The organism is Aminobacter sp. UC22_36 (genome assembly GCF_044056035.1).
Taxonomy (GTDB): Bacteria; Pseudomonadota; Alphaproteobacteria; order Rhizobiales; family Rhizobiaceae; genus Aminobacter.
On record NZ_CP171995.1, the window covers coordinates 267,039 to 288,714 of the forward strand.

General features: G+C 63.4%; 20 protein-coding genes and 1 pseudogene. 8 read left to right on the forward strand and 13 right to left on the reverse strand.

Annotated elements, in window-relative coordinates; genetic code table 11:
* Positions 1 to 98: 98 nt before the first annotated feature.
* From ACHMW7_RS01240 to wrbA, 9 genes are all read right to left on the reverse strand, one after another.
* A complete protein-coding gene (locus tag ACHMW7_RS01240) occupies positions 99 to 818 on the reverse strand; it encodes a dienelactone hydrolase family protein (protein ID WP_395446628.1) in 720 nt (239 codons plus the stop codon).
* Between the two features lie 73 nt (positions 819 to 891).
* Positions 892 to 1,845, reverse strand: a complete 954-nt coding sequence (locus ACHMW7_RS01245; RefSeq protein ID WP_395446629.1) for a hypothetical protein — start codon at positions 1,843 to 1,845, stop codon at positions 892 to 894.
* A 179-nt stretch (positions 1,846 to 2,024) separates the two neighbouring features.
* The gene (locus tag ACHMW7_RS01250; RefSeq protein WP_395446630.1) at positions 2,025 to 2,390 is read right to left on the reverse strand and encodes a VOC family protein; all 366 of its coding nucleotides are present in this window, start codon (positions 2,388 to 2,390) and stop codon (positions 2,025 to 2,027) included.
* Between the two features lie 52 nt (positions 2,391 to 2,442).
* Positions 2,443 to 2,988, reverse strand: a complete 546-nt coding sequence (rraA, locus tag ACHMW7_RS01255; RefSeq protein ID WP_395446631.1) for a ribonuclease E activity regulator RraA — start codon at positions 2,986 to 2,988, stop codon at positions 2,443 to 2,445.
* A gap of 10 nt (positions 2,989 to 2,998) precedes the next feature.
* On the reverse strand, positions 2,999 to 3,964 hold the full coding sequence (locus ACHMW7_RS01260) for a hydroxymethylglutaryl-CoA lyase (RefSeq protein WP_395446632.1): 966 nt from the start codon (positions 3,962 to 3,964) through the stop codon (positions 2,999 to 3,001).
* Entirely contained in the window at positions 3,961 to 5,220 is a 1,260-nt protein-coding gene (locus ACHMW7_RS01265; RefSeq protein WP_395446633.1) for a CaiB/BaiF CoA transferase family protein, read from the reverse strand. The genes ACHMW7_RS01260 and ACHMW7_RS01265 overlap by 4 nt, the downstream gene beginning before the upstream one ends.
* Before the next feature lie 58 nt (positions 5,221 to 5,278).
* Positions 5,279 to 6,286, reverse strand: coding sequence for a TAXI family TRAP transporter solute-binding subunit (locus ACHMW7_RS01270; protein WP_395446634.1), 1,008 nt, complete (start codon positions 6,284 to 6,286; stop codon positions 5,279 to 5,281).
* A gap of 47 nt (positions 6,287 to 6,333) precedes the next feature.
* Positions 6,334 to 6,918 carry a VOC family protein gene (locus ACHMW7_RS01275; protein WP_395446635.1) on the reverse strand — a complete coding sequence of 195 codons (585 nt, stop codon included), beginning with the start codon at positions 6,916 to 6,918 and terminating at the stop codon, positions 6,334 to 6,336.
* A 14-nt stretch (positions 6,919 to 6,932) separates the two neighbouring features.
* A complete protein-coding gene (wrbA, locus tag ACHMW7_RS01280) occupies positions 6,933 to 7,622 on the reverse strand; it encodes an NAD(P)H:quinone oxidoreductase (protein WP_395446636.1) in 690 nt (229 codons plus the stop codon).
* 350 nt (positions 7,623 to 7,972) lie between these two features.
* Between wrbA and ACHMW7_RS01285 the strand changes: the two genes are divergently transcribed.
* From ACHMW7_RS01285 to ACHMW7_RS01320, 8 genes and pseudogenes are all read left to right on the forward strand, one after another.
* Positions 7,973 to 8,647 carry a Crp/Fnr family transcriptional regulator gene (locus ACHMW7_RS01285; protein WP_395446637.1) on the forward strand — a complete coding sequence of 225 codons (675 nt, stop codon included), beginning with the start codon at positions 7,973 to 7,975 and terminating at the stop codon, positions 8,645 to 8,647.
* A gap of 304 nt (positions 8,648 to 8,951) precedes the next feature.
* A pseudogene (locus tag ACHMW7_RS01290) lies at positions 8,952 to 10,839 on the forward strand (AMP-binding protein).
* Positions 10,836 to 11,615, forward strand: coding sequence for an ABC transporter ATP-binding protein (locus ACHMW7_RS01295; RefSeq protein ID WP_395446638.1), 780 nt, complete (start codon positions 10,836 to 10,838; stop codon positions 11,613 to 11,615). The pseudogene ACHMW7_RS01290 and the gene ACHMW7_RS01295 overlap by 4 nt, the downstream one beginning before the upstream one ends.
* 114 nt (positions 11,616 to 11,729) lie before the next feature.
* Positions 11,730 to 12,704 (forward strand): branched-chain amino acid ABC transporter permease, encoded by a 975-nt coding sequence (locus tag ACHMW7_RS01300; protein ID WP_395446639.1) that lies wholly within the window; start codon positions 11,730 to 11,732, stop codon positions 12,702 to 12,704.
* A 4-nt stretch (positions 12,705 to 12,708) separates the two neighbouring features.
* Positions 12,709 to 13,785, forward strand: a complete 1,077-nt coding sequence (locus ACHMW7_RS01305; RefSeq protein ID WP_395446640.1) for a branched-chain amino acid ABC transporter permease — start codon at positions 12,709 to 12,711, stop codon at positions 13,783 to 13,785.
* Between the two features lie 47 nt (positions 13,786 to 13,832).
* A complete protein-coding gene (locus tag ACHMW7_RS01310; RefSeq protein WP_395446641.1) occupies positions 13,833 to 15,161 on the forward strand; it encodes an ABC transporter substrate-binding protein in 1,329 nt (442 codons plus the stop codon).
* 62 nt (positions 15,162 to 15,223) lie between these two features.
* On the forward strand, positions 15,224 to 16,060 hold the full coding sequence (locus ACHMW7_RS01315; RefSeq protein WP_395446642.1) for an ABC transporter ATP-binding protein: 837 nt from the start codon (positions 15,224 to 15,226) through the stop codon (positions 16,058 to 16,060).
* Positions 16,061 to 16,133: 73 nt separating this feature from the next.
* Complete coding sequence (locus tag ACHMW7_RS01320) at positions 16,134 to 17,372, forward strand: phenylacetate--CoA ligase family protein (RefSeq protein WP_395446643.1); 1,239 nt, start codon at positions 16,134 to 16,136, stop codon at positions 17,370 to 17,372.
* A gap of 105 nt (positions 17,373 to 17,477) precedes the next feature.
* Here ACHMW7_RS01320 and ACHMW7_RS01325 read toward each other — a convergent pair whose 3' ends face one another.
* The 4 genes from ACHMW7_RS01325 to ACHMW7_RS01340 all read right to left on the reverse strand — a co-directional run bounded on the left by ACHMW7_RS01325 (position 17,478) and on the right by ACHMW7_RS01340 (position 21,640).
* Positions 17,478 to 18,875, reverse strand: coding sequence for an NAD(P)(+) transhydrogenase (Re/Si-specific) subunit beta (locus ACHMW7_RS01325; protein WP_395446644.1), 1,398 nt, complete (start codon positions 18,873 to 18,875; stop codon positions 17,478 to 17,480).
* Position 18,876: 1 nt separating this feature from the next.
* Entirely contained in the window at positions 18,877 to 19,299 is a 423-nt protein-coding gene (locus ACHMW7_RS01330) for an NAD(P) transhydrogenase subunit alpha (RefSeq protein WP_395446645.1), read from the reverse strand.
* Positions 19,299 to 20,636: a Re/Si-specific NAD(P)(+) transhydrogenase subunit alpha gene (locus ACHMW7_RS01335; protein ID WP_395446646.1), complete on the reverse strand. Its 1,338-nt coding sequence runs from the start codon at positions 20,634 to 20,636 to the stop codon at positions 19,299 to 19,301. Before ACHMW7_RS01335 ends, ACHMW7_RS01330 begins: the two co-directional genes overlap by 1 nt.
* Positions 20,637 to 20,839: 203 nt before the next feature.
* Entirely contained in the window at positions 20,840 to 21,640 is an 801-nt protein-coding gene (locus ACHMW7_RS01340; RefSeq protein WP_395446647.1) for an ABC transporter ATP-binding protein, read from the reverse strand.
* Between the last annotated feature and the right edge of the window lie 36 nt (positions 21,641 to 21,676).

Sequence of the window (21,676 nt, forward strand, 5' to 3'; positions counted from 1 at the left end):
CGGCAGGCCGCCACTGCGAGGCATTTTGAAAGTTTCAGAAGCGGCGGCTGTGTAATGTGGGATGGTCGCCGCCCGTAAGCGGCGATCGCTATGGTCGATTACTTGGCGAAAGCCTCGGCAAAGAAGCTGCGCATCGCCTCCCACGAACGGCGGTCGGCCTTTTCGTGATAGCTGACACCGGGAATGCCCGCCCGGTCGGCATAGATGTTGGTGAAGCTGTGCTCGGCCCCGCCATAGACATTGACCTGCCAGTCGGCGCCAGCATTGCGCATCTCGTCCTGGAAGGCCGAGATCTGGGTATCGGGCACGATGCCATCGCCGCCGCCGGTGCAGACGAGCACCTTGGCCTTGACCGCACCCTCTTGCGCCGGCTCGACGGCATCAAGATTGCCGTGGAAGCAGACCACGCCATTGAGGTCGGCGCTGTCGCGGGCAAGCTCCAGCACGGCAATGCCGCCGAGGCAGAAGCCGATCGCTCCCAACCGCGAGGGATCGACCTTAGGATGGCTGGCAAGCTGCTCGAGGCCGGCGCGCAGACGGTCGCGGAAACTGCGAGAGTTTGCACGCATCTCGCCGACGATGGGCAACGCCTCTGTCAATGCCTTGGGCTGGAACCTGTCGCCGAAAAGATCGATGGCAAGCCCGACATAACCGAGTTCGGCCAGCCGACGTACCCGCTCCTTGGGCTGTTCACCCAGGCCCCACAAATCGTGGATCACCAGAACGCCCGGCCGCTTGCCGGTCTGTGCCTCGTCAAAGGCAGCATATGCGCCGAAACTCCGCCCCGCGTGGTTGTAGTCGAAATCCTCGGTTCGCATGGCACATGCTCCTCAGTTGGAATTGAACTGACCGTCGAGGCCGGACGACACGTCCGGCCTCGTGATTGCAAATTTATGCGGCAAGCAATTGAAGCGCCTCGGACGCCTTCATGCCTTCGCGTACGCCCTTCTTGCCGGCGAGATCATTGAACGCCGAGATGATGCCGTCTTCATAAGTGCTGAGGCCGTCGCCGATCCGCGCCGACATCGTCGACACGGCGGCAGCAGCGACGCCGATGGCGTTGCACGCTGGCAGGCCACCAATCCCGGTGTGGTTCTTGGCCATGCCGGCGTCGTTGCCGACCCAGCCCTTGACCTTCCACTTCTTCACCAGATCGGCAGCTATGGCGCCGGAATGCGCGCCCCAGGCGATAACGTCATTGGTATGGTCATCCTCCGGCCGAAGGTTGGTCAGCGCGGAAGAAGCAAAGATGCGGCTGCCGCCAACACTGCCCTTCTCGAACACCTTCTTGTCGAACGGCACGGCAACATCGCTTGGCTTGCCGGGCGCGGCGGCAAGCAACAGCTTGGCGGCCTCGGTCACGTTTTGGCCGGGCTTTACGCCGAGCGCCAGCGCCTGGGCGTTTGCGTGGCTGATGATGCCGGCGGCCATCGAGCGGCCATTCGAGATCGAAGCCGACATGCACTCCACCGCGGCGACCGGGAAATCATGCTTCTCGCCAAGATACAGAGCACCGATGCCGGCGTCCTCCTTACCTATGCCGGCGTTGTGCGCGATCATCGCCTTCACGCCGGTCTTGATTGCATGCGGCAGATTGGCGGCACCACAATATGAGCCAGCGATGACCACATCGTTGGAGGTGATGCTCTTGTCGTAGATGTAGAGCAGCGAATCCATCGCGACCACGTTGCCGTTCGCGCTCTTGTAAATGGCCTCGACAGTTTTCAGACCGATCGGCGCAGGGTCGGGATCAGTTCCCATGGCCTGGGCCAACACACTGCCTTTGTGAGCGAGCAGCGAGACGGCGAGTACGGCGGAGCTGCCCAGAAATATGCGACGGTTCATAGCGTTTCCCCTTGATGTATCACTTCTGGACGATGGCGTTTGCCGGCCCGGTGAACTTTCCACATTTCTCATAATTAGGTAATTTTGCTGCAAGTCAATACAAAATTATCAAATTATGGTATTTTCTTTACAATTGTTGCGCCGCATCATTACGACTTCTGCATTGCAGCACGCGCATATCAGGCGCTTTCGACAAGCTCCACCCGCCCGCCGTCCGGCACCTCGACGAATGCAATCCGCACGCCGGGTCGAGCCTGCTTGGGCTCAACGAGAAAGCGGACTTGCTTGCGGCGCAGATCGGCAATCACGGCATCGAAGGCGTCCGTCGCAAGCGCAAAATGTTCAAGCCCGATGCGACTGGACGCGACCTCGCCGGGCCGCGCCTGCTCTATGTAGATAAGCTGTCCTGCCAGCCTGACGACAACGCGCAGACCGTTTGCGGTGTTGATTTCAGCGACCCGCTCGGCGGCGAACATATCGACATAGGCCTGGGCGGCTGCCTCCGGGTTCGGGCTCCAGCAATGCAGGTGGTCCAGCGTGAACACGGGTTTCACTCCGAAAGCCGGGCTGCGAGGTTACCGCCGCCTCGAACTCTGCTCATTTGTAGCCTGCCGCCGCTTCAAGCGCCGCTATCGGCGCGGCTGTCTGGCTTGCGAGTTCGAAGTCGAGTTCATTTGGACTGACCAGGACGCAGTCCTCGTCGGCATAGACCCACTGACCCGGGCTGAACAACGCCCCGCCGAAATTGATAACGCCATTGCCGACACCCGAAACTGGGCTCCAACCGCGCCGCGCTGTCGCCCCCAGGGCCTTGACGCCGATGTCGAGCTGGTTGATGGCTGATGTATCGCGCACGGCGCCATAGATCACCACGCCGGCCCAGTTGTTTTCGACGGCGACACCGGCGATGCGGTCGCCCATCACGCCGACTTTCAGCGAGCCGCCACCATCGACGACCAGCACCTTGCCGCCGCCGTCGGTCTTCAGCGCATTCAGGACCGGCAAATGGTCCTCATGCGTCCACACCGTCGCGCATTGGCCGAAGAAGCGCTTGCGACGGCCGAAGCTGCGAAACTGCAGTTCGCATACGTGCAGGGTCTGGTGGTAATGATCATAGAGGTCGGCGGTGGTTACCATCATCATCGTGTCGCTTTCAGTTGGAGAGATGGTCTTTGCGTGGCGCGTTCGCTGGGCCGCGCGCAGCCAGCGCCAAAGCCGCGCGGCTGGCCGGCCTACGGCCCAGCACATCGGAGATCTGCCGGCCGGCCGCAGCCAGTGCATCCAGGTCGATACCGGTTGCGATGCCAAGCCCTTCCAGCATGTAGACAAGGTCTTCGGTCGCCAGATTGCCGGCAGCACCCGGCGAATACGGACATCCACCAAGGCCGGAGACCGAACTGTCCACCACCGAGACGCCAAGTTCGAGACATGTCAGCGTGTTGACCAGAGCCTGGCCGAACGTATCGTGGAAATGAACGGCCACCTGTTCCATCGGAATGGCCGTGATCGCGGCCTTCGCCATCGCCTCGGCCCGCCCAGGCGACGCGGCACCTGTCGTGTCGCACATGGAAACCTCGTAGCAGCCCATGTCGGCCAGGCTGGCGGCAAGCTCGGCTGCCACGCCGGGCTCGACCCAGCCCTCATACGGGCAGTGCACGGCGCAGGAGACATAACCTCGTACCCGCATCCCGTAGGCGCGCGCGCCTGCTGCCACGTCAGCGAAACGGGCAAGACTGTCCTGGCGCGAGGCATTGAGGTTGGCACGCGCAAAGCTTTCGGTCGCCGCCGCAAAGACGGCGACAGTGCGCGCACCGGCAGCCTTGGCCAATTCCAGGCCTCGAAGGTTCGGCACCAGCACCGGCATCTCGACACCCGCGCCGGCGCGAAAATGGGCAACGACGCGATCGGTGCCGGCCATTTGCGGCACCCAGCGGGGCGCCACGAAGCTGCCGGCCTCGATCGTCTGCAGGCCGGCGGCGACAAGCCCCTCGATCAGAGCCAGCTTGGCTGCCAGGGGCACGATGCCCTTCTCGTTCTGGAGACCGTCGCGCGGCCCGACCTCCACGATCCTGACCGACTGGGCCAGCGCCCCGCCAGAGGCGCGATGAATGCCGGTCATGCCACCCCGTCCTGCCGCAGCCGCGCGACCTGTTCGGCGCTGTAGCCGAGCCGGCGGGACAGGATGTCGTCGGTGTCGGCACCAAGCTCCGGGCCGGTCCAGCGGATACGACCCGGCGTTGCCGAAAGCTTGGGAAAGACCCCTTGCATAGTCACGCTGCCGAGCGTCGCATCCGCCACTTCAAGCACCGCCTCGCGGGCCCTGAAATGCGGATCGGCAGCCACGGCCCGCGCATCGTTGACCGGCCCGGCTGGAATGCCATGCTCGTCCATCAGCCGCAGCAATTCAGGCAGCGTCTTGGTCGCCGTCCAGGCAGCAATGATCTCATCGAGTTCATGCTGGTATCTGCCGCGCGCCGCATGACTGCAAAATCGTTCGTCGATGGCGAGCTCCGCCGCATCCATGGCCATGACCAGTTCCCGGAACAGGCCGTCGGCGTTTGCGGCAATCAGCACCGGCTGACCATCCGCGGTCGGATAGAGGTTCGATGGGGCGATGCCGGGAAGGATCGGACCGGTGCGCTGGCGGATCGAACCAGTTTCGGCGAATTCGGAGATGACGCTTTCGAGAACGCCGAGCACGCTCTCTGCAATCGAGACGTCGACGTCCTGCCCTTTGCCTTGTCTGCCAGGTCGGGCAACAAGCGCAGCCAGCACGCCGATCGTGGCGTAGAGACCGGCGAGCGAGTCACCGATCGAAATGCCGACGCGCGTCGGCATCCTGTCGGGGTGGCCGGTGAGGCTCCTGAGGCCGCTTGCCGCCTCGGCGATGGCGCCGAAGCCGGCCTTGTCACTATAGGGGCCGGTCTGGCCGAAACCCGACACACGGGCAATGATGAGCTTGTCGTTGTCCTGCCGCAGCGTTTCTGGCGCGAGGCCCCAGCGTTCCAGCGTACCTGGGCGGAAATTCTCGATCAGCACGTCTGCCTCGCGGGTGAGTTCGCGAACGATCTTCTGGGCTTCCGGCTTGCGCAGGTCGAGCGTGATGGAGCGCTTGTTGCGGCCGATGACCGGCCACCACAGCGAACGTCCGTTGGTGGCCTTGACCGCACCCCACTGGCGCATCGCGTCGCCGACAATCGGCGGTTCGACCTTGATCACCTCTGCCCCCATGTCGGCGAGCAGCTGCCCGCAGAATGGACCGGCGATGAACGAGCCAAGCTCGACCACCCGGACATGCGACAGCGGCCCGCCGGACAGCGTCACTGCCTGATCGCATGCCGGTATCGAGCGCCCGTCCTCTACGTGCGTGCTCATCGCATCATTCCTCCACGGTTGATTGCCGCGGTCTCCACCGCGGCATCGTGATCGGCGGCTAGCCGCCGATCCTGGCCCCCTGCTCCTCGTAGAAGCGAATGGCGCCGGCATGGAACGGCAGCGCCGTTTCGCTGCACAGCACCTGCGCACTGATCGGCGAGGTCAGCGGGCTGAATGGGCCGGGATACATGCCCTCGACTTCCGAGGCATGCTGCACGATCGCCTGGGTGACGAGATAGGCATAACGTTCGGGCAGGTCGCGGCGGCAATACAGGCACCAGCCGCTGAAGTCGACGCAGGCCACATCCTGGTCCTGGAGGCGGAACTTCCCGGCCGGCAAGGTGGCCGGCTTGGCGCCGTATTTGGTTTCGAGACGTTTCAGGACCGCTTCGTCGATCGAAAGGAACTGCATGTCGACGGCGTCGGTCATGTCCTTCCACGGCTTGGTCATGATCGCCTCGTCGAAGATCGCGTCGAGCTCGCCGTCGCGCAGCTTTTGGATGCGGCTCTTCTGCTTGACATGCACCGCCAGCGCCTCGATCGGCGCGCGGTCGGAATCGATCACCTGGCCGCCCCAGGACTCGATGTCGGCAAGGCAGAAGCCGTATTCCTCCAGCACCTTGTCGATGATCCAGCCACCGGGGTGATCCATGCCGCGCGGCGGGATGCCGACGCGCAGCGGGATCTTGCGGTCACGGATATCCTCGATCCGCGTGATGCCCAGATCCTTGCGCACCATCATCGTCGAAACGTCGTGGTGCGGCAGCACGGCCAACGCCACGAGATCAAGCTCATGATTGGAAGCGACCTTGCCTTCACTGATCGCTTTTACCAGCCACGGCGGCGAGGACATGCCGGTGTGATAGACGCCGCGATGGACCAGTTCGGGGCCCTCGAAGCACATCTGGCCGGCATGCTTGGTGTGGGTCGAGATCGTCGACCCCTTGGGCAGCGGGCTGTGATAGCCGTTCAGCGCATGCGCCAGCACCGCGCCCAGCCGCAGCCAGTTGAAGCCCGGCGTCAGCATCTTGAATTCGACCGGATGGTCGTCGTCGAGAATGATCAAGGTAACCTCTGCTAATTTTGACCTGGTGCGGTGGAGCGGGACGAGTGTCAGGCAGACGTGCCCGGCACGTTCGGCCAGTCGTGGACGAGGTCGCTCCACTTCATGATGCCGACGCCAGGCGCGCCCATCATCAGCGACTTGTCCTCGGGATAGGGCTCCCAGGTGCAGATCTCGAGCTTATGGCCTTCCGGGGTCATGAAGTAGAAGGTCGTGCAGTCGATGCCGCGGTGGCGGTAGGGGCCAGACACCGGGATGATCTTTTTCAGGCGCTCGAAATTGGCCTCAAGAGCCTTTGCCGTGACCTTGAACGCAACGTGCGGCGCAATGTTCTCGTCGTCCTTGCTGACGGTCATCTCGCCTTCCGGCACTTCCGTGCACTGGAACAGCACGTCACCGACGCGGATGAAGATGTGGGGAACACGACCCATGTTGCGGTCGGTCTCGTCGAAGCCGGCATAATAATAGGGGACGCCACCGAGCACTTCGCGTACGAATCGCTCCATCACCACAATGTCCCGCGTCGGCAGCGCGAAGTGATCGACCCCGCTGAGGCCGAATGCATTTTCGGCGCTCTTGTCCCGTTCGCCGGGCGCCATGGTCCTGTTCTGTAGGCCGATCTCAGTTGTAGACACGTTTGTTTCCTCCTTTAGCTGAGAACTTTTTCGGCATCCCTGCCGCGCTGGAGCAATTGACCGACGCGCGCCGCGCGCCTGCCCAGTGCCCTGGCCGCAACCAGGTCCGCCTCCGTTGGCCGCACCCGCACGCCCTGGACCTTCGAGGTCGCAGTGGCGCCATAGGGCGAGCCAGCATCTTCAAATATCGCTGCCGTGTAACCCGGCGAGGCCATCACCATGCCCAGATGCGTCATCGCCACGGCAAGCGACATCAGGGTCATCTCGTGGCCGCCATGCGGCGTCGACGCCGTGGTGAAGGCAGCGCCAACCTTGTCTTCGAAGGCCCCTGCCCGCCACAGCGTGCTCAGCCCGTCGATGAAGCATTTCATTTCCGCCGACATGGTTCCCATCCGTGTCGGGCAACCGAGCACCAGTACGTCGGCACCGATTACATCGTCCGCGGTCGCCACAGGGCAACTCTGTATGACCGCGAACTTGGCGCCAATGCGCTGATCCTGCAAAAGCGCGTGCTCGTCCCGCAGCTCGGGCACCCGTCGCAGCTCGACCCTGACCTCCGGCGCGAGGGCCGCTCCGGCGGCAACAGCCTCTGCCAGGCAATGCGTGTTGCCGCTCCAGGAATGGAACAGCACGAGCACGCGCAGCTCGGTCCGGCTTGAATGGGCGGCCGCGTCTTTCATGATGGGGTTGCTCTGCATTTCCATTCCATTCTCATAATATGGAAATTATGAGATGTCTATATCAATCATATTATCAATTTTGATGAATGTCGCATCCGCGTAATCGAAAGTCATACGCGCGGGTGTGTGCACCACCCATAGTCCCCAAGCAGCCTGCCCCAAGGGCATCCGCCAGTTGCCGCTACCGCCCGCCGAAGGGCCTAGAATGGCTGTCTGACATTTGTTCACAGATCGGCGAAGGTACACCAGCCCGTCGGCGCAACATCTGCGCCAGCTTGGCATGCTACCTGCTGCAAGTGAGAACAATCCGCAGCGTGACTACCGCGACCAAGGCATGGTACGCACTTCGGTTGTGGGAGTAGGCAGGAGCGCGCGTGATAAGCCCGGAGCAATTTCTGTCGTCGGTATTCTGGGCGCGGGAACTGCCGGAGGATGAGCGTGAGCGTGCGCGTCGCGGCATCATGCTGCGCATCCTTGAGCCGGGAACCTATTTTATCCATCGCGGCGATCGCATCGACAACTGGATCGGCGTGGTCAGCGGCCTGCTGCGGCTGGGTTCGATCACCACCTCGGGCAAGGCCGTTACTTATGCCGGCCTGCCGCCGAGCTGCTGGTTCGGCGAGGGCTCGCTGCTCAAGGGCGAGCCGCGCCAGTATGACGTCCTTGCCCTGCGCCGCACGCAGGTGGCGCTTCTCAACCGATCAACATTTTTCTGGCTCTTCGAAAACAGCGTCGCGTTCGACCGGCTGCTGGTGCGGCTCATCAATGAGCGGCTCGGGCAGTTCATCGCGCAGGTCGAGCATGATCGCACGCTCGACTCGACCGGCAAGGTGGCGCGCAGCCTGGCATCGCTGTTCAACCCGGTGATCAGTCCCTTTGTCGGCTCGCACATCGACATCAGCCAGGAGGAGATCGGCCTGCTGGCTGGCGTGTCGCGGCCTGTCGCCAACCGAATCCTGCAAGAACTGGAAAAGGCCGGCTTGCTCCGCAACGAGGGCGGTGGCGTGACAATCCTGGATCTGGAAAAGCTGCGCAGCTACGGCGAATAGCACGTCCCGCACGCTAGGGTACAGCGTCCGAAATCAATGAATTCAATACGTTAGGAGAATTTTTTCGCCGCAGGCACACAAGGCCGGTAGCCAAGACTGAACATTGGCACCCTGTCTGTCAAGCCAGCCCTTGAAAAAGCCTGCCAAGGTTGCGAGCTTCGATCCAACGACCGGGAACACCCGGCGACCTACGAGGGAACGAACGGGAGGCGTGCCTTTGGCACAAGCAAGCGAGACCGCAGGGCTCGATACGTTTGCCAAGCTTTTGTGCGAGCATGCACGGGTGCGGCCGGACCGCCCAGCGATGCGCCACAAGGACCTCGGCATCTGGCGGACATGGAACTGGGGCGAACTGGCCTCGACCATCCGAGCCTACGCCGACGGCTTGCGGCAGATGGGGCTGGAGCGCGGCGCGACCATCGCCGTCATCGGCGCGAACCGCCCGGCGATGTACTGGACAATCCTCGCTGCGCAATGGCTCGGAGCAATCCCCGTTCCTGTCTATGCCGACGCTGTCGCAGATGAGATGGCCTATGTGCTCGACCATGCCGACGTTGCCTTTGCCGCAGTGCAGGACCAGGAGCAGGTCGACAAGCTGATCTCCATCCAGGACCGCGTGCCGAAAACTTCGCACCGTGCTCTATGACGAACCGCGCGGCTTGCGCGACTACGACCACAGCCGGCTCCATGCCATCAGCGACATCATCGAGCGGGGGCGTGCACGATTGGCGTCGGATGGCATCGTGGCCGCCGCCATCGATGCCGAGCGCGACCGGGGCCAGGCCAGCGACATCTCGATCATCCTTTACACCTCGGGTACGACAGGCCGATCCAAGGGCGTTCTGTTGTCCGCTGGCGGTTCGATTGCCGCAGCACGCGATACCGTCACCTTCGACAAGTTGACCGATCGCGACGAAGTGCTCGCCTATCTGCCGCTCGCCTGGGTCGGCGACCACTATCTCAACTATGCGCAGTCGCTGGTCGCAGGTTTCTGCATCGCCTGCCCCGAAAGCCGCGAGACGGCCGAGGCCGATACCCAGGAGATCGGCCCGAGCTTCTATTTCGCGCCGCCGCGCGTGTTCGAAACGCTGCTGACACGCATTACAATCCGCATGGAGGATGCCGGTGCGCTCAAGCGCTCAATGTTCAATTACTTCATCGGCATTGCCAGGCGCTGGGGCGAAAAGATCCTCGACGGCAAGAAGGTCCCGATTGGCGCCCGCATCGGCTACGCGATCGGAAACCTGCTGGTCTATGCGCCACTGAAGAACGTCCTTGGCTTCTCCCGCATTCGCGTCGCTTACACTGCCGGCGAAGCCATCGGACCGGATCTGTTTTCCTTCTACCGGTCGCTCGGGCTCAACCTGAAACAGCTCTACGGCCAGACCGAAGCCTTCCTCTATGTCACCGCGCAGCCGGACGGGCAGATCCGCGCCGGCACGGTGGGGCCAGCGACGCCCAATGTCGACATCCGCATTTCGGACGATGGCGAGGTGCTGTATCGCTCGCCTGGCCAGTTCGTCGGCTACTACAAGGACGCGGAACGGACGGCCGAGACGGTCACGGCGGACGGTTATGTGAAGACTGGCGACGCCGGTTTCTTCGATCCTGACGGCCACCTGACGATCATCGACCGGGCCAAGGATGTCGGCAAGCTGAGCTCGGGCGCCCTGTTCGCGCCAAAATACATCGAAAACAAGCTGAAGTTCTTTCCCAACATCAAGGAGGCGGTGGCCTTCGGGCAGGACCGCGACTTTGCCACCGTCATGCTCAACATCGACCTGACTGCGGTCGGTAACTGGGCGGAACGCAAGAACATCGCCTATGGCTCCTACCAGGAACTTGCGCAGCGGCCCGAAGTCTATGCGATGTTCACCGAGCATGTCGCCGAGGTGAACCGGGCGCTCGCCGCCGAGCCGCGCATGGCGGCGGCGCAGATCAAGCGCTTCCTGATCCTGCACAAGGAACTCGACGCCGACGATGGCGAGATGACGCGCACGCAGAAGGTCCGGCGCGGCTTCATCGCCGAACGCTACAAACCGCTCGTCGATGCGCTCTACAACGGCGCCGAGGCTGCCGACATCTCGACCGAGGTGACCTTCGAGGACGGCCGCAAGGGCGTGATATCGGCCAGGGTCCGCATCGCCGATGCGCAGGTGACCGAAGCGCGCAAACTCGGGGTCGCCGCATGAACGCCGCATCGGAAACACTGCTAGCGGTTGATGGCGTGTCGTTGTCCTTCGGCGGCGTGAAGGCCATCACCGACGTCTCCTTCGACATCCGCAAGGGCGAAATCCGCGCCATCATCGGTCCCAACGGCGCCGGCAAGACCTCGATGCTGAACGTGGTCAACGGCTTCTACCATCCCCAGCACGGCCGCATCACCTACAAGGGCAAGACCCGCCCGCGCATGCGGCCCTACCAGGCCGCGAGCCAAGGCATCGCCCGCACCTTCCAGAACGTGGCGCTGTTCAAGGGCATGACCACACTCGACAACATCATGGTCGGCCGCACGCTGAAGATGCACCGCGGGCTCTTCTGGCAGATGCTGCGCTATGGACCGGCAATGCGCGAGGAGATCGAGCACCGCCGCGTGGTCGAGGACATCATCGACTTCCTGCAGATCGAGGCGATCCGCAAGACGCCGGTCGGCAAGCTGCCCTACGGCCTGCAGAAGCGCGTCGAGCTTGGCCGCGCGCTGGCGATGGAGCCGGAGCTTTTGCTGCTCGACGAGCCGATGGCCGGGATGAACATCGAGGAGAAGGAGGACATGTGCCGCTACATCCTCGATCTCAACAAGCATTTCGGCACCACGATCGCCCTCATCGAGCATGACATGGGCGTGGTCATGGACTTGTCCGACCGCGTGGTGGTTCTCGAATACGGGCACAAGATCGCCGACGGCACGCCAGAGGTGGTCAAGGCGGATCCCAAGGTCATCGAAGCCTATCTCGGCGTGGGGCATTAGCCATGCCGGTGTCTGGTGGAGGAGGAACATTGCGCATGAACACGAGACGCGCAGCAGTCAGCGCAACATGCCAGCCGGCACGTGCCGTGCGCCGGCCCGGCTGAGGAGGGATCGATGCTGTACAACATCTTCATCGACCCCTTTGTGCAGATGGCGCAGATGCCCGACCTGCTGGTCCAGACCCTGTGGGAGGGGCTGGTCTCGGGCGTGCTCTACGCGCTGATCGCGCTTGGCTTCGTGCTGATCTTCAAGGCGTCGGGCGTGTTCAACTTCGCCCAGGGCATCATGGTGGTGTTTTCGGCGCTCACGCTCGTCGGCTTCTACGAAAAGTTTTCGGCCGCCGGCTTCTCCGGCCACACCGCTGCCTTCGTCGCGCTTGCTTTGACCGCGGGCGTCATGTTCGTGCTGGCAATGCTGGTCGAGCGCGTCGTGCTGCGCCCGCTGGTCAACCAGCCCGACATCATCCTGTTCATGGCAACGTTTGGCATCACCTATATGCTGATCGGCTTCGGCGAGATGGTGTTCGGCGGCGACCCCAAGCAGATGATCGCCAGCGAACTGTTCCTGCCGAGCGGCTCGATCGATGTCGAGATGCTGGGCGGGCTCGTCAGCTTCCAGAAGATCGACATCGCCGCCGCCGTCATCGCCTCGGCGATGATCGTCGGGCTCGGCCTGTTCTTCCAGAAAACCCGCATCGGTCGGGCCCTTCGTGCCGTGGCCGACAGCCACAAGGCGGCTCTTTCGGTCGGCATTTCGCTCAACCAGATCTGGGTCATCGTGTGGTTCGCCGCTGGGCTGGTGGCGTTGGTGACGGGCATCATGTGGGGCGCCCGCTCAGATGTCTCCTTCGCGCTCGAGATCGTGGCGCTGAAGGCGCTGCCGGTGCTGGTTCTCGGCGGCTTGACCTCCGTGCCCGGGGCGATCGTCGGCGGGCTGATCATCGGCATCGGCGAAAAGCTCGGCGAGTTCTACTGGGGCCCTCTGCTCGGTGGCGGCATCGAGAGCTGGTTTGCCTATGCGATCGCCCTGCTGTTCCTGCTGTACCGGCCTCAGGGCCTGTTCGGCGACAAGATAATCGAGCGGATCTGACACCATGTTCTATCGCGAGACGGGCCAGTTCAAGCAAAGCTACGCGGCCGACCAGGCGGTGTTCCCGATCCTGCAGGACCGGCTCGGCCTGGCCGCCATCTTGATCGTTGCCTTCGTCGTCGTGCCGCTGTTCGGCAACGAATTTCTGCTTGGCTCGGTGATGGTGCCGTTCCTGATCCTGTCGCTCGGCGCGATCGGGCTCAACATCCTAGTCGGTTACACCGGGCTGTTGTCGCTCGGTTCGGCTGCCTTCATGGGTGTCGGCGCTTATGCGGCCTACAAGCTTTCGACCATCTTTCCAGGCGTCAACATCCTGGTCTGGATCCTCTGCTCGGGCTTCTTTGCGGCAGGTGTCGGTGTGCTGTTCGGCCTGCCCTCGCTGCGCATCAAGGGCTTTTACCTGGCGGTCGCAACGCTTGCCGCGCAGTTCTTCCTGCAATGGTGTTTCGTACGCATCAGCTGGCTCTACAACGACAATCCGTCAGGGGCCATCGAAGTGCCGGCGCGGACGCTGTTCGGCATTGCCATCACCGGCCCATCCGCCACACCCGTAATGCGCTATCTTGTCGTGCTGGTCATCGTCGTGGTCATGACGCTGCTTGCCTCGAACATCGTCCATGGCAGGGTCGGCCGCACCTGGATGGCGGTGCGCGACATGGACATCGCAGCGCAGTTGATGGGCATCCGCCTGCTACCGGCCAAGCTGCTGGCCTTTGCGGTATCTTCGTTCTACTGCGGCGTTTCAGGCGCCTTGATGGTCTTCCTCTGGCTCGGCGCCGCGGAGCCGTCGGCCTTCGACATCAAGCTGTCGTTCCTGCTGCTGTTCATGGTCATTATCGGTGGCCTGGGTTCGATGGTCGGCAGCTTCTTCGGCGCCGCGCTGATCCACATCCTGCCGATCGTCATTCGTGGCCTGCCCGAGGCGCTTGGCCTGCCGATCGCTGCTGCGACGGTGGAGCACCTGACCTATCTGATCGTCGGCGCGCTCATCATCTTTTTCCTGATCGTCGAACCGCACGGCCTGGCGCGGCTCTGGCAGATCGCCAAGCAGAAGCTTCGTGTGTGGCCCTTCCCTTACTAGGGGCTGCCCACAAGACGGAAATGCAAACAAGTAGGGAGGAGAAGGAAATGTCGCTCAAGAACTGGTTGTACGCACTTTCTGCAGCAGCATCGCTGACCTTGCCGGCCGTCCATGACGCGCAGGCCGAGGACTCGATCTACGTGCCGCTGTTCACCTATCGCACCGGTCCGTTCGCCGGCTCCGGCACGCCAATCGCCAACGGCATGCACGACTACCTGACGCTTCTCAACGAGCGCGACGGCGGCATCGGCGGCGTCAAGCTGATTGTCGAGGAATGCGAGACCGGCTACGACACCAAGAAGGGCCTCGAATGCTACGAGTCCGTGAAGCCCAAGAAGCCGGTGATCGTCAATCCGTGGTCGACCGGCATCACCTTGCCGCTGATCCCCAAGGCTGCGGTGGACAAGATCCCGGTGCTATCGATGGCCTACGGCCTGTCGGCCTCGGCCAAGGGCGACACCTTCCCCTGGATCTTCAACCCGCCGGCGACCTACTGGGACGGCTTCACCCAGATCCTGCAATACATCGCCACCCAGGAAGGCGGTGGCATCGAGAAGCTCAAGGGCAAGAAGATCGGCTACATCTATCTCGACGCCAGCTTCGGCCGCGAACCGCTGCCGCTGATCGCGCAGCTGTCGCAGGAACTCGGCTTCGAAGCCAAGCTCTACCCGGTGGCCGCAGCCGACATGCAGAACCAGTCGTCGCAGTGGCTGAGCGTGCGGCGTGACAAGCCTGACTACATGATCCTCTATGGCTGGGGCGCGCTGAACGCCACCGCCGTCAAGGAAGCGGTGAAGACCAACTACCCGATGGAGAAGTTCATCTCGATCTGGTGGCCGAGCGAGGATGACGCCAAGGGCGCCGGCGACGGTGCCAAGGGCTTCAAGACGCTGAACTGGCATGCCGTGGGCGCCGATTTCCCGCTTCTCGCCGACATCCAGAAGCACGTCGTCGACGCCGGCAAGAGCCAGGTCTCGGGCAAGGACAAGGTCGGCCAGGTCCTCTACAACCGCGGCATCTACAACTCGATGCTGATTGCCGAGGCGATCCGCAAGGCCCAGGAAATCACCGGCAACAAGGTCGTCACCGGCGAGGACGTCCGCCGTGGGCTGGAAGGCCTCAACATCGACGAGGCACGGCTGAAGGAAATCGGCCTCGAAGGCTTCACCGGCGCGGTCAAGCTTTCCTGTGCCGACCACAACGGTCACTTCTCGACCTTCGTCCAGAGCTGGAACGGCACCACCTACGAGAAGGTGTCCGACTACATCGCGCCGCTGAGCGACAAGGTCGGTCCGCTGCTCGATGCCGACGCCAAGGCCTATGCCGAGAAGAACGCGCCGTGGCCGGCTCGTGCCGAGGCTTGCGACGCCTCCTGAGGCTCACCCTGAACCCAGTCCCTTCCCCGCCAGGGGAAGGGACGATGCCCCGGAGCTTGCTGATGTCTGAACATGCTTCCAAAGCGGTAGAGCCGGCCCGGCCGATACTGTCGGTCAACAACATCGAGGTGATCTATGATCACGTCATCCTGGTCCTCAAGGGCGTGTCTCTTGATGTGCCGCAAGGCGGCATCGTCGCCATCCTCGGTGCCAACGGCGCCGGCAAGACGACGACGCTGAAGGCGATCTCAAATCTTCTGCATGCGGAACGCGGCGAGGTGACCAAGGGCTCGATCGAGTTCGACGGTGACCGTGTCGACCGGCTCAGCCCGAACGAATTGGTGCGGCGCGGCTGCATCCAGGTGATGGAGGGGCGGCACTGCTTCGGCCACCTCAGCATCGAGGAAAACCTGCTCACCGGTGCCTTCACGCGGCGCGATGGCAACCGTGCCATCCGCGCCGACCTGGACATGATCTACGACTATTTCCCCCGGCTGAGGCAGCGCCGGTCGTCGATGGCCGGCTACACCTCCGGCGGCGAGCAGCAGATGTGCGCCATCGGCCGCGCGATGATGAGCCGCCCGAAGATGATCCTGCTCGACGAACCGTCGATGGGGCTGGCGCCGCAGGTCGTCGACGAGATCTTCGAGATCGTCAAGGACCTGAACAATAAGCAAGGCGTGTCGTTCCTGGTGGCCGAGCAGAACACCAACATGGCGCTGAAATATGCCACCTACGGCTACATCATGGAAACCGGCCGCATCGTCATGGATGGCGACGCCGCTTCATTGCGCGACAACGAGGACGTCAAGGAATTCTACCTCGGCATCGGCGGCGAAGGCCGCAAGTCGTTCCGCGAGGTCAAGAGCTACAAGCGCCGCAAGCGCTGGCTGGCGTGAAGCGCCTCATTCGCAGGGCCGGGCGCGGTCACACCCGACACGTGAGCCCCATTGTCGAGAACTTAGGTGAACCATGGTCACGAACGCACATTACGATGCCGGGGAAACCCAGGATCCGGCCGCCCGCGAGGCAGCGCTTTTTGCCCGGCTGCGTTCGCTTCTCGAGAGCGCACAGGCCGGCGCGCCGGCGCTGCGGCAGCAGCTCGAGGGCGTTGCCATAGACAGCCTCATCGACCGTGCGGCGCTGCAGCAGGCTCCTGTCATCCGCAAGGGCGACCTGTTGGCTCTCCAGGCCCAGAACCCGCCTTTCGCCGGTTTGTCGCCCGTCAAATCAGGCGCGCTGAAACGCCTGCTTGTTTCGCCAGGGCCGATCTTCGATCCCGAGGGCCGCGCCGAGGACTGGTGGGGGGCGGCGCGCGCCCTGTTCGCAGCCGGGATGCGCAAGGAAGACATTGTCCACAATGCCTTCAGCTACCACCTGACGCCGGGCGGGCACATGATGGAATCGGGTGCGCATGCGCTTGGCTGCGCGGTCATCCCCGCAGGGGTCGGCAACACCGACCAGCAGGTCGAGGCGATCACGGTGCTGAAGCCATCAGGCTATATCGGCACGCCGGATTTCCTCAAGATCCTGCTCGACCGCATGGTCGCCACGGGCGCCGCCAGCCCCTTCCGCCACGCCCTGGTTTCGGGCGCAGCGTTCCCGGCCTCGCTGCAGCAGGCGCTCGCCAGCGCCGGCATCGATGCCTATCAGGCCTACGCGACGGCCGAACTCGGTGTCGCCGCCTATGAGACTTCGGCGCGCTCGGGCCTTGTCGTCAATGAGGGGCTGATCGTCGAGATCGTGCGACCCGGCACAGGTGAGGCCATCACCGACGGCGAGGTTGGCGAAGTTGTCGTGACCCGGCTCAGCCCCGAATATCCATTGCTGCGCTTCGGCACCGGCGACCTGTCGCGTGTCCTGCCCGGCCTCAGCACCTGCGGCCGCACCAACATGCGGCTCGCTGGCTGGATGGGCCGTGCCGACCAGCGCACCAAGGTCAAGGGCATGTTCGTCGATCCCGCCCAGATCGCCGCGATCGGACGCCGGTTTCCAGGGCTCGGCCGGCTTCGCCTCGTCGTCAGCCGCGAGGCCGAGCAGGACGTGATGTCGCTGAAGGCCGAAGCCGGCACAGCCGGCGACGGATTGCAGGCCGAACTCGAGGCCGCGTTGCAGGCGGCTACCAAGATGAAGGGTGGCGTCGAGATCGTGGCGCCCGGCAGCTTGCCCAACGACGGCAAGGTCATCGCCGACGAAAGGCCGGTCGAGTAGGTTTGACCGAATTGCTGACAAGGCATGCCAGTTCACGGCAACAAAAAAGCCCGGTTTGCACCGGGCTTTTGTTTGTCGTGGTGGTGGTTGGCTGAGCTCCTTGGCTCAGTGATCCATGGCCTTGACGATCTCTTCGGTCATCTTCTTGGCATCGCCGAGCAGCATCATGGTGCCGTCCTTGTAAAACAGCGTGTTGTCGATGCCGGCATAACCCGATCCGAGCGAGCGCTTGACGAACAGGCAGGTGCGCGCCTTGTCGACGTCGAGGATCGGCATGCCGTAGATCGGGCTGTTCTTGTCGTCGCGCGCCGACGGGTTGGTGACGTCGTTGGCGCCGATGACGTAAGCGACGTCGGCCTGGGCGAACTCGGAGTTGATGTCTTCGAGCTCGAACACCTCGTCATAAGGCACGTTGGCCTCGGCGAGCAGCACGTTCATGTGGCCGGGCATGCGGCCGGCGACCGGATGGATGGCGTATTTGACCTCGACGCCATTGGCCTTGAGCTTGTCGACCATCTCGCGCAGCGCATGCTGGGCCTGCGCCACCGCCATGCCGTAGCCCGGCACGATGATGACCTTCTGGGCGTTCATCATCAGATAGGCGGCGTCGTCGGCGGCGCCTGTCTTGACCGTGCGCTGGATGCCGTCGTCGACCGCGGCAGTCGTCTCGCCGCCGAAGCCGCCGAGGATGACCGAGATGAACGAACGGTTCATGCCCTTGCACATGATGTAAGACAAGATCGCACCCGAGGAGCCGACCAAAGCGCCGGTGATGATCAGCGCCAGGTTGCCGAGCGTGAAGCCGAGAGCCGCTGCCGCCCAACCCGAATAGGAGTTGAGCATCGACACCACCACCGGCATGTCGGCGCCGCCGATCGGCACGATCAGCAGCACGCCGAGCACCAAGGACACCGCCACGATCAGCCAGAACACCGTCGTCGACTGGGTCGTCACCAGCATGACGATGAGCACGACAAGGGCGATGCCAAGGGCCGCGTTGATGACGTGGCGGCCGGGCAGCATGATCGGCTTGCCCGACATGCGGCCGTCGAGCTTGAGGAAGGCGATGACCGAGCCGGTGAAGGTGATGGCGCCGATGGCAACACCCAGGCTCATCTCGACAAGCGCCTGGCCGTGGATGGCACCGACGGTGCCGATGCCAAAACTTTCCGGCGCATAGACGGCGGCTGCTGCGACCATCACCGCGGCCATGCCGACGAGACTGTGGAAGGCAGCGACCAGCTGCGGCATCGAGGTCATGGCGATGCGCCGTGCGGTGACCGCACCGACACCACCGCCAATGGCCAGGCCAAGCACGATCAGGCCGAGGCCCGTCACCGACGGCTTGGCCAGCGCCAGCGTGGTGACAATGGCAATGCCCATGCCGATCATGCCGTAGGTATTGCCCTTGCGGGACGTGGTCGGATGCGACAGGCCGCGCAGCGCCAGGATGAACAGGATGCCGGAGACCAGGTAGAGGAAGGAAGCGAGGTTAATGGTCACGTCACTTGTCCTTCTTCTTGTACATCGCCAGCATGCGCTGGGTGACGAGGAAGCCGCCGAAGATGTTGACCGAGGCGAGCACCAGGGCAACGAAGCCGAAGCCGGTGGCAAGCCCGGAAGCGGCGATGCCGACGGCCAGCAGCGCACCGACAACGATCACCGAAGAGATCGCGTTGGTCACCGCCATCAACGGCGTGTGCAGGGCCGGAGTCACCGACCACACGACGTAATAACCGACGAAGATCGCCAGAACGAAGATGGCGAAGCGGAACACGAACGGGTCGATCGCTCCACCCGTAACCGCATGCGCGGCATTGCCGGCGGCTTCCGCAGCACCCTGGCTGGTGGCGAGATCCTGGACGCCGAGCCGGACGGCGGCGACCGCCTGGTCGAGCTGGTCGAGGGCTTTTTGAAGACCTTCCATCACGCGTCTCCCTGAGATGACTTCTTCGGCTGGGCGGCCGGCTTCTTGGCAGCGGCTGGTTTTTCCGATTTGGCAGCCGCCGGTTTGTCAGCCTTGGCGGCCTTCTTCGGCGCGGCCTTGGCGGCACCGTCGCTTGCCGGGTCGTCGCCGCGGTTGTGGCCCGCAACGATCGGCTTGGGCTTTTCCACGGCAGCCGCTGCAGCCGCATTGGCGAAGTTGGGGTGCACCACGCGGCCAGCGTCGGTCAGCATCGTTGCCTTGACCAGCTCGTCGTCGCGGTTGATGGCGATCTGCTTGGAGGCCTTGTCGACCATGGTCTCGAGGAAGGCGAACAGGTTCCTGGCATAAAGCAGCGAGGCCGACGCCGCGACCCGGCCCGGCACGTTGAGATGGCCGACGATCTTGACCCCGTTGGCGGTGGTCACCACCTTGCCGGCTTGCGCGCCCTCGACATTGCCGCCGCGCTCGACGGCGAGATCGACAAGCACCGAACCCGGCTTCATCGAAGCGACCATCTGGGCCGACACCAGCTTCGGCGCCGGACGGCCCGGGATCAAAGCGGTGGTGATGACGATGTCTTGCTTGGCGATGTGCTCGGCGGTCAATGCCGCCTGCTTGGCCTGGTATTCCCTGGACATCTCCTTGGCGTAGCCGCCGGCGGTTTCGGCGGCCTTGAACTCCTCGTCCTCGACGGCGAGGAATTTGGCGCCAAGCGAGGCGACCTGTTCCTTGACCGCCGGACGCACGTCGGTGGCGGTGACGATCGCACCCATGCGGCGTGCCGTGGCGATCGCCTGCAGGCCGGCAACGCCGACACCCATGATGAACACCTTGGCTGCCGGCACCGTGCCGGCCGCGGTCATCATCATCGGCAAGGCGCGGTCATATTCGGCGGCACCGTCGATGACCGCCTGGTAGCCGGCCAAATTGGCCTGCGACGACAACACGTCCATCACCTGGGCCCGGGTGATGCGCGGCATGAACTCCATGGCAAACGCCGTCACACCCGCCTTGGCCATCGCTGCGACCGCAGCGTCGTTGCCATAAGGGTCCATGGTGGCGAGCACCGCAGCACCTGGCTTGTAGCCCTTGACCTCGGCCTCCGAGGGACGGCGCACTTTCAGCACGACATCGGCCTTGGCCGCATCCGACGCCTTGCCGATCCGGCCACCGACCGCCGCAAAATCGGCGTCGGGAATGCGCGACAAGGTCCCTGCCCCGGTCTCGACAACCACCTCGAAACCAAGCCCGACAAGGCGTTTCACCGTGTCCGGCGAAGCCCCAACACGGGTCTCAATCGCATCAAGCTCTCTGGGTATGAATATCGTCCCGGACATCCGAGGTCTCCGCGCAAATGTTCGTCCGCCGGGTGGAAATCCCGGCGGCGTTGATGCCGTTACTGCAGTATTTGCCGATTTGACGGATCGGCCGAACCGACTAGAGAGCCGCGCGTCCACATGGAGGCGCCAAGAACGCTGCACATCTTGAAGACGGGCTTGATGCTTGCCGAAAAATCGATGCCGATTTTCAGGCTGCTGGCCTAGTGGGCGACGAGGATGCCCTTGGCCTCGAAGATCGCGCGGATCTGCCGGACATAGCCGTGATAGTCCTTGTCCTCATGGGTCTTGCTCCACTGGCGCGGACGCGGCAGGTCGATCTTGAGGTCGAGGTCGACACGGCCGGGACGCGGCGACATCACCAGCACGCGGTCGGCGAGGAAAACCGCCTCGTCGATGCCATGGGTAATGAACAGCACCGTGTTGCGCAAACGGAGCCACATCGACTGCAGGTCCATGATCATCTGTTCGCGGGTCAGCGCGTCGAGCGCGCCGAACGGTTCGTCCATCAGAAGCAGACCCGGTTCCTGGATAAGCGCTCGGCAGATCGCCACGCGCTGGCGCATGCCGCCGGACAGCTCCGAGGGATATTTGTTGCCGAAGCCTTTGAGTCCGACTTGGGCCAGAAGTTCCTCCGCGCGAGGACGGTACTTCGCGACGTCGAGCTTCTTGATCTCGATCGGCAGCAGGATGTTTTCGAGCACCGTGCGCCAGTAGAGCAGAAGATCGGACTGAAAGACCACGCCGGTCTTCGGATGCGGCCGGCTGACACCGTCGCCGTCGATGGCGATGCTGCCCGTTGAGGCCGGTGTCAGGCCGGCAAGAAGCGAAAGCAGCGTGCTCTTGCCGCAACCGCTGGGGCCGACGACGGCAACAAAGCTGCCGGGTTCGATCTTGAGATCGATCTCGTCGAGGGCGAGGACGTCATCGTCCTCGCGAGTCTTGTAGATCTTAGAAAGCCGCGAAATGTCGACCGCCGCGCCCATCTGGGTAGTGGCACTCATGGGATTGCCTCACTGAACCTGTTGTCGTTGCTCGGC

Bases quoted from the DNA above. Each gene is read 5' to 3' on its own strand.
- ACHMW7_RS01240 (WP_395446628.1), bottom strand. From the start codon at position 818: ATGCGAACCGAGGATTTCGACTACAACCACGCGGGGCGGAGTTTCGGC.
- ACHMW7_RS01245 (WP_395446629.1), bottom strand. From the start codon at position 1,845: ATGAACCGTCGCATATTTCTGGGCAGCTCCGCCGTACTCGCCGTCTCG.
- rraA (WP_395446631.1), bottom strand. From the start codon at position 2,988: ATGATGATGGTAACCACCGCCGACCTCTATGATCATTACCACCAGACC.
- ACHMW7_RS01260 (WP_395446632.1), bottom strand. From the start codon at position 3,964: ATGACCGGCATTCATCGCGCCTCTGGCGGGGCGCTGGCCCAGTCGGTC.
- ACHMW7_RS01265 (WP_395446633.1), bottom strand. From the start codon at position 5,220: ATGAGCACGCACGTAGAGGACGGGCGCTCGATACCGGCATGCGATCAG.
- wrbA (WP_395446636.1), bottom strand. From the start codon at position 7,622: ATGGAAATGCAGAGCAACCCCATCATGAAAGACGCGGCCGCCCATTCA.
- ACHMW7_RS01295 (WP_395446638.1), top strand. From the start codon at position 10,836: ATGAACGCCGCATCGGAAACACTGCTAGCGGTTGATGGCGTGTCGTTG.
- ACHMW7_RS01300 (WP_395446639.1), top strand. From the start codon at position 11,730: ATGCTGTACAACATCTTCATCGACCCCTTTGTGCAGATGGCGCAGATG.
- ACHMW7_RS01305 (WP_395446640.1), top strand. From the start codon at position 12,709: ATGTTCTATCGCGAGACGGGCCAGTTCAAGCAAAGCTACGCGGCCGAC.
- ACHMW7_RS01310 (WP_395446641.1), top strand. From the start codon at position 13,833: ATGTCGCTCAAGAACTGGTTGTACGCACTTTCTGCAGCAGCATCGCTG.
- ACHMW7_RS01315 (WP_395446642.1), top strand. From the start codon at position 15,224: ATGTCTGAACATGCTTCCAAAGCGGTAGAGCCGGCCCGGCCGATACTG.
- ACHMW7_RS01320 (WP_395446643.1), top strand. From the start codon at position 16,134: ATGGTCACGAACGCACATTACGATGCCGGGGAAACCCAGGATCCGGCC.
- ACHMW7_RS01330 (WP_395446645.1), bottom strand. From the start codon at position 19,299: ATGGAAGGTCTTCAAAAAGCCCTCGACCAGCTCGACCAGGCGGTCGCC.
- ACHMW7_RS01335 (WP_395446646.1), bottom strand. From the start codon at position 20,636: ATGTCCGGGACGATATTCATACCCAGAGAGCTTGATGCGATTGAGACC.
- ACHMW7_RS01340 (WP_395446647.1), bottom strand. From the start codon at position 21,640: ATGAGTGCCACTACCCAGATGGGCGCGGCGGTCGACATTTCGCGGCTT.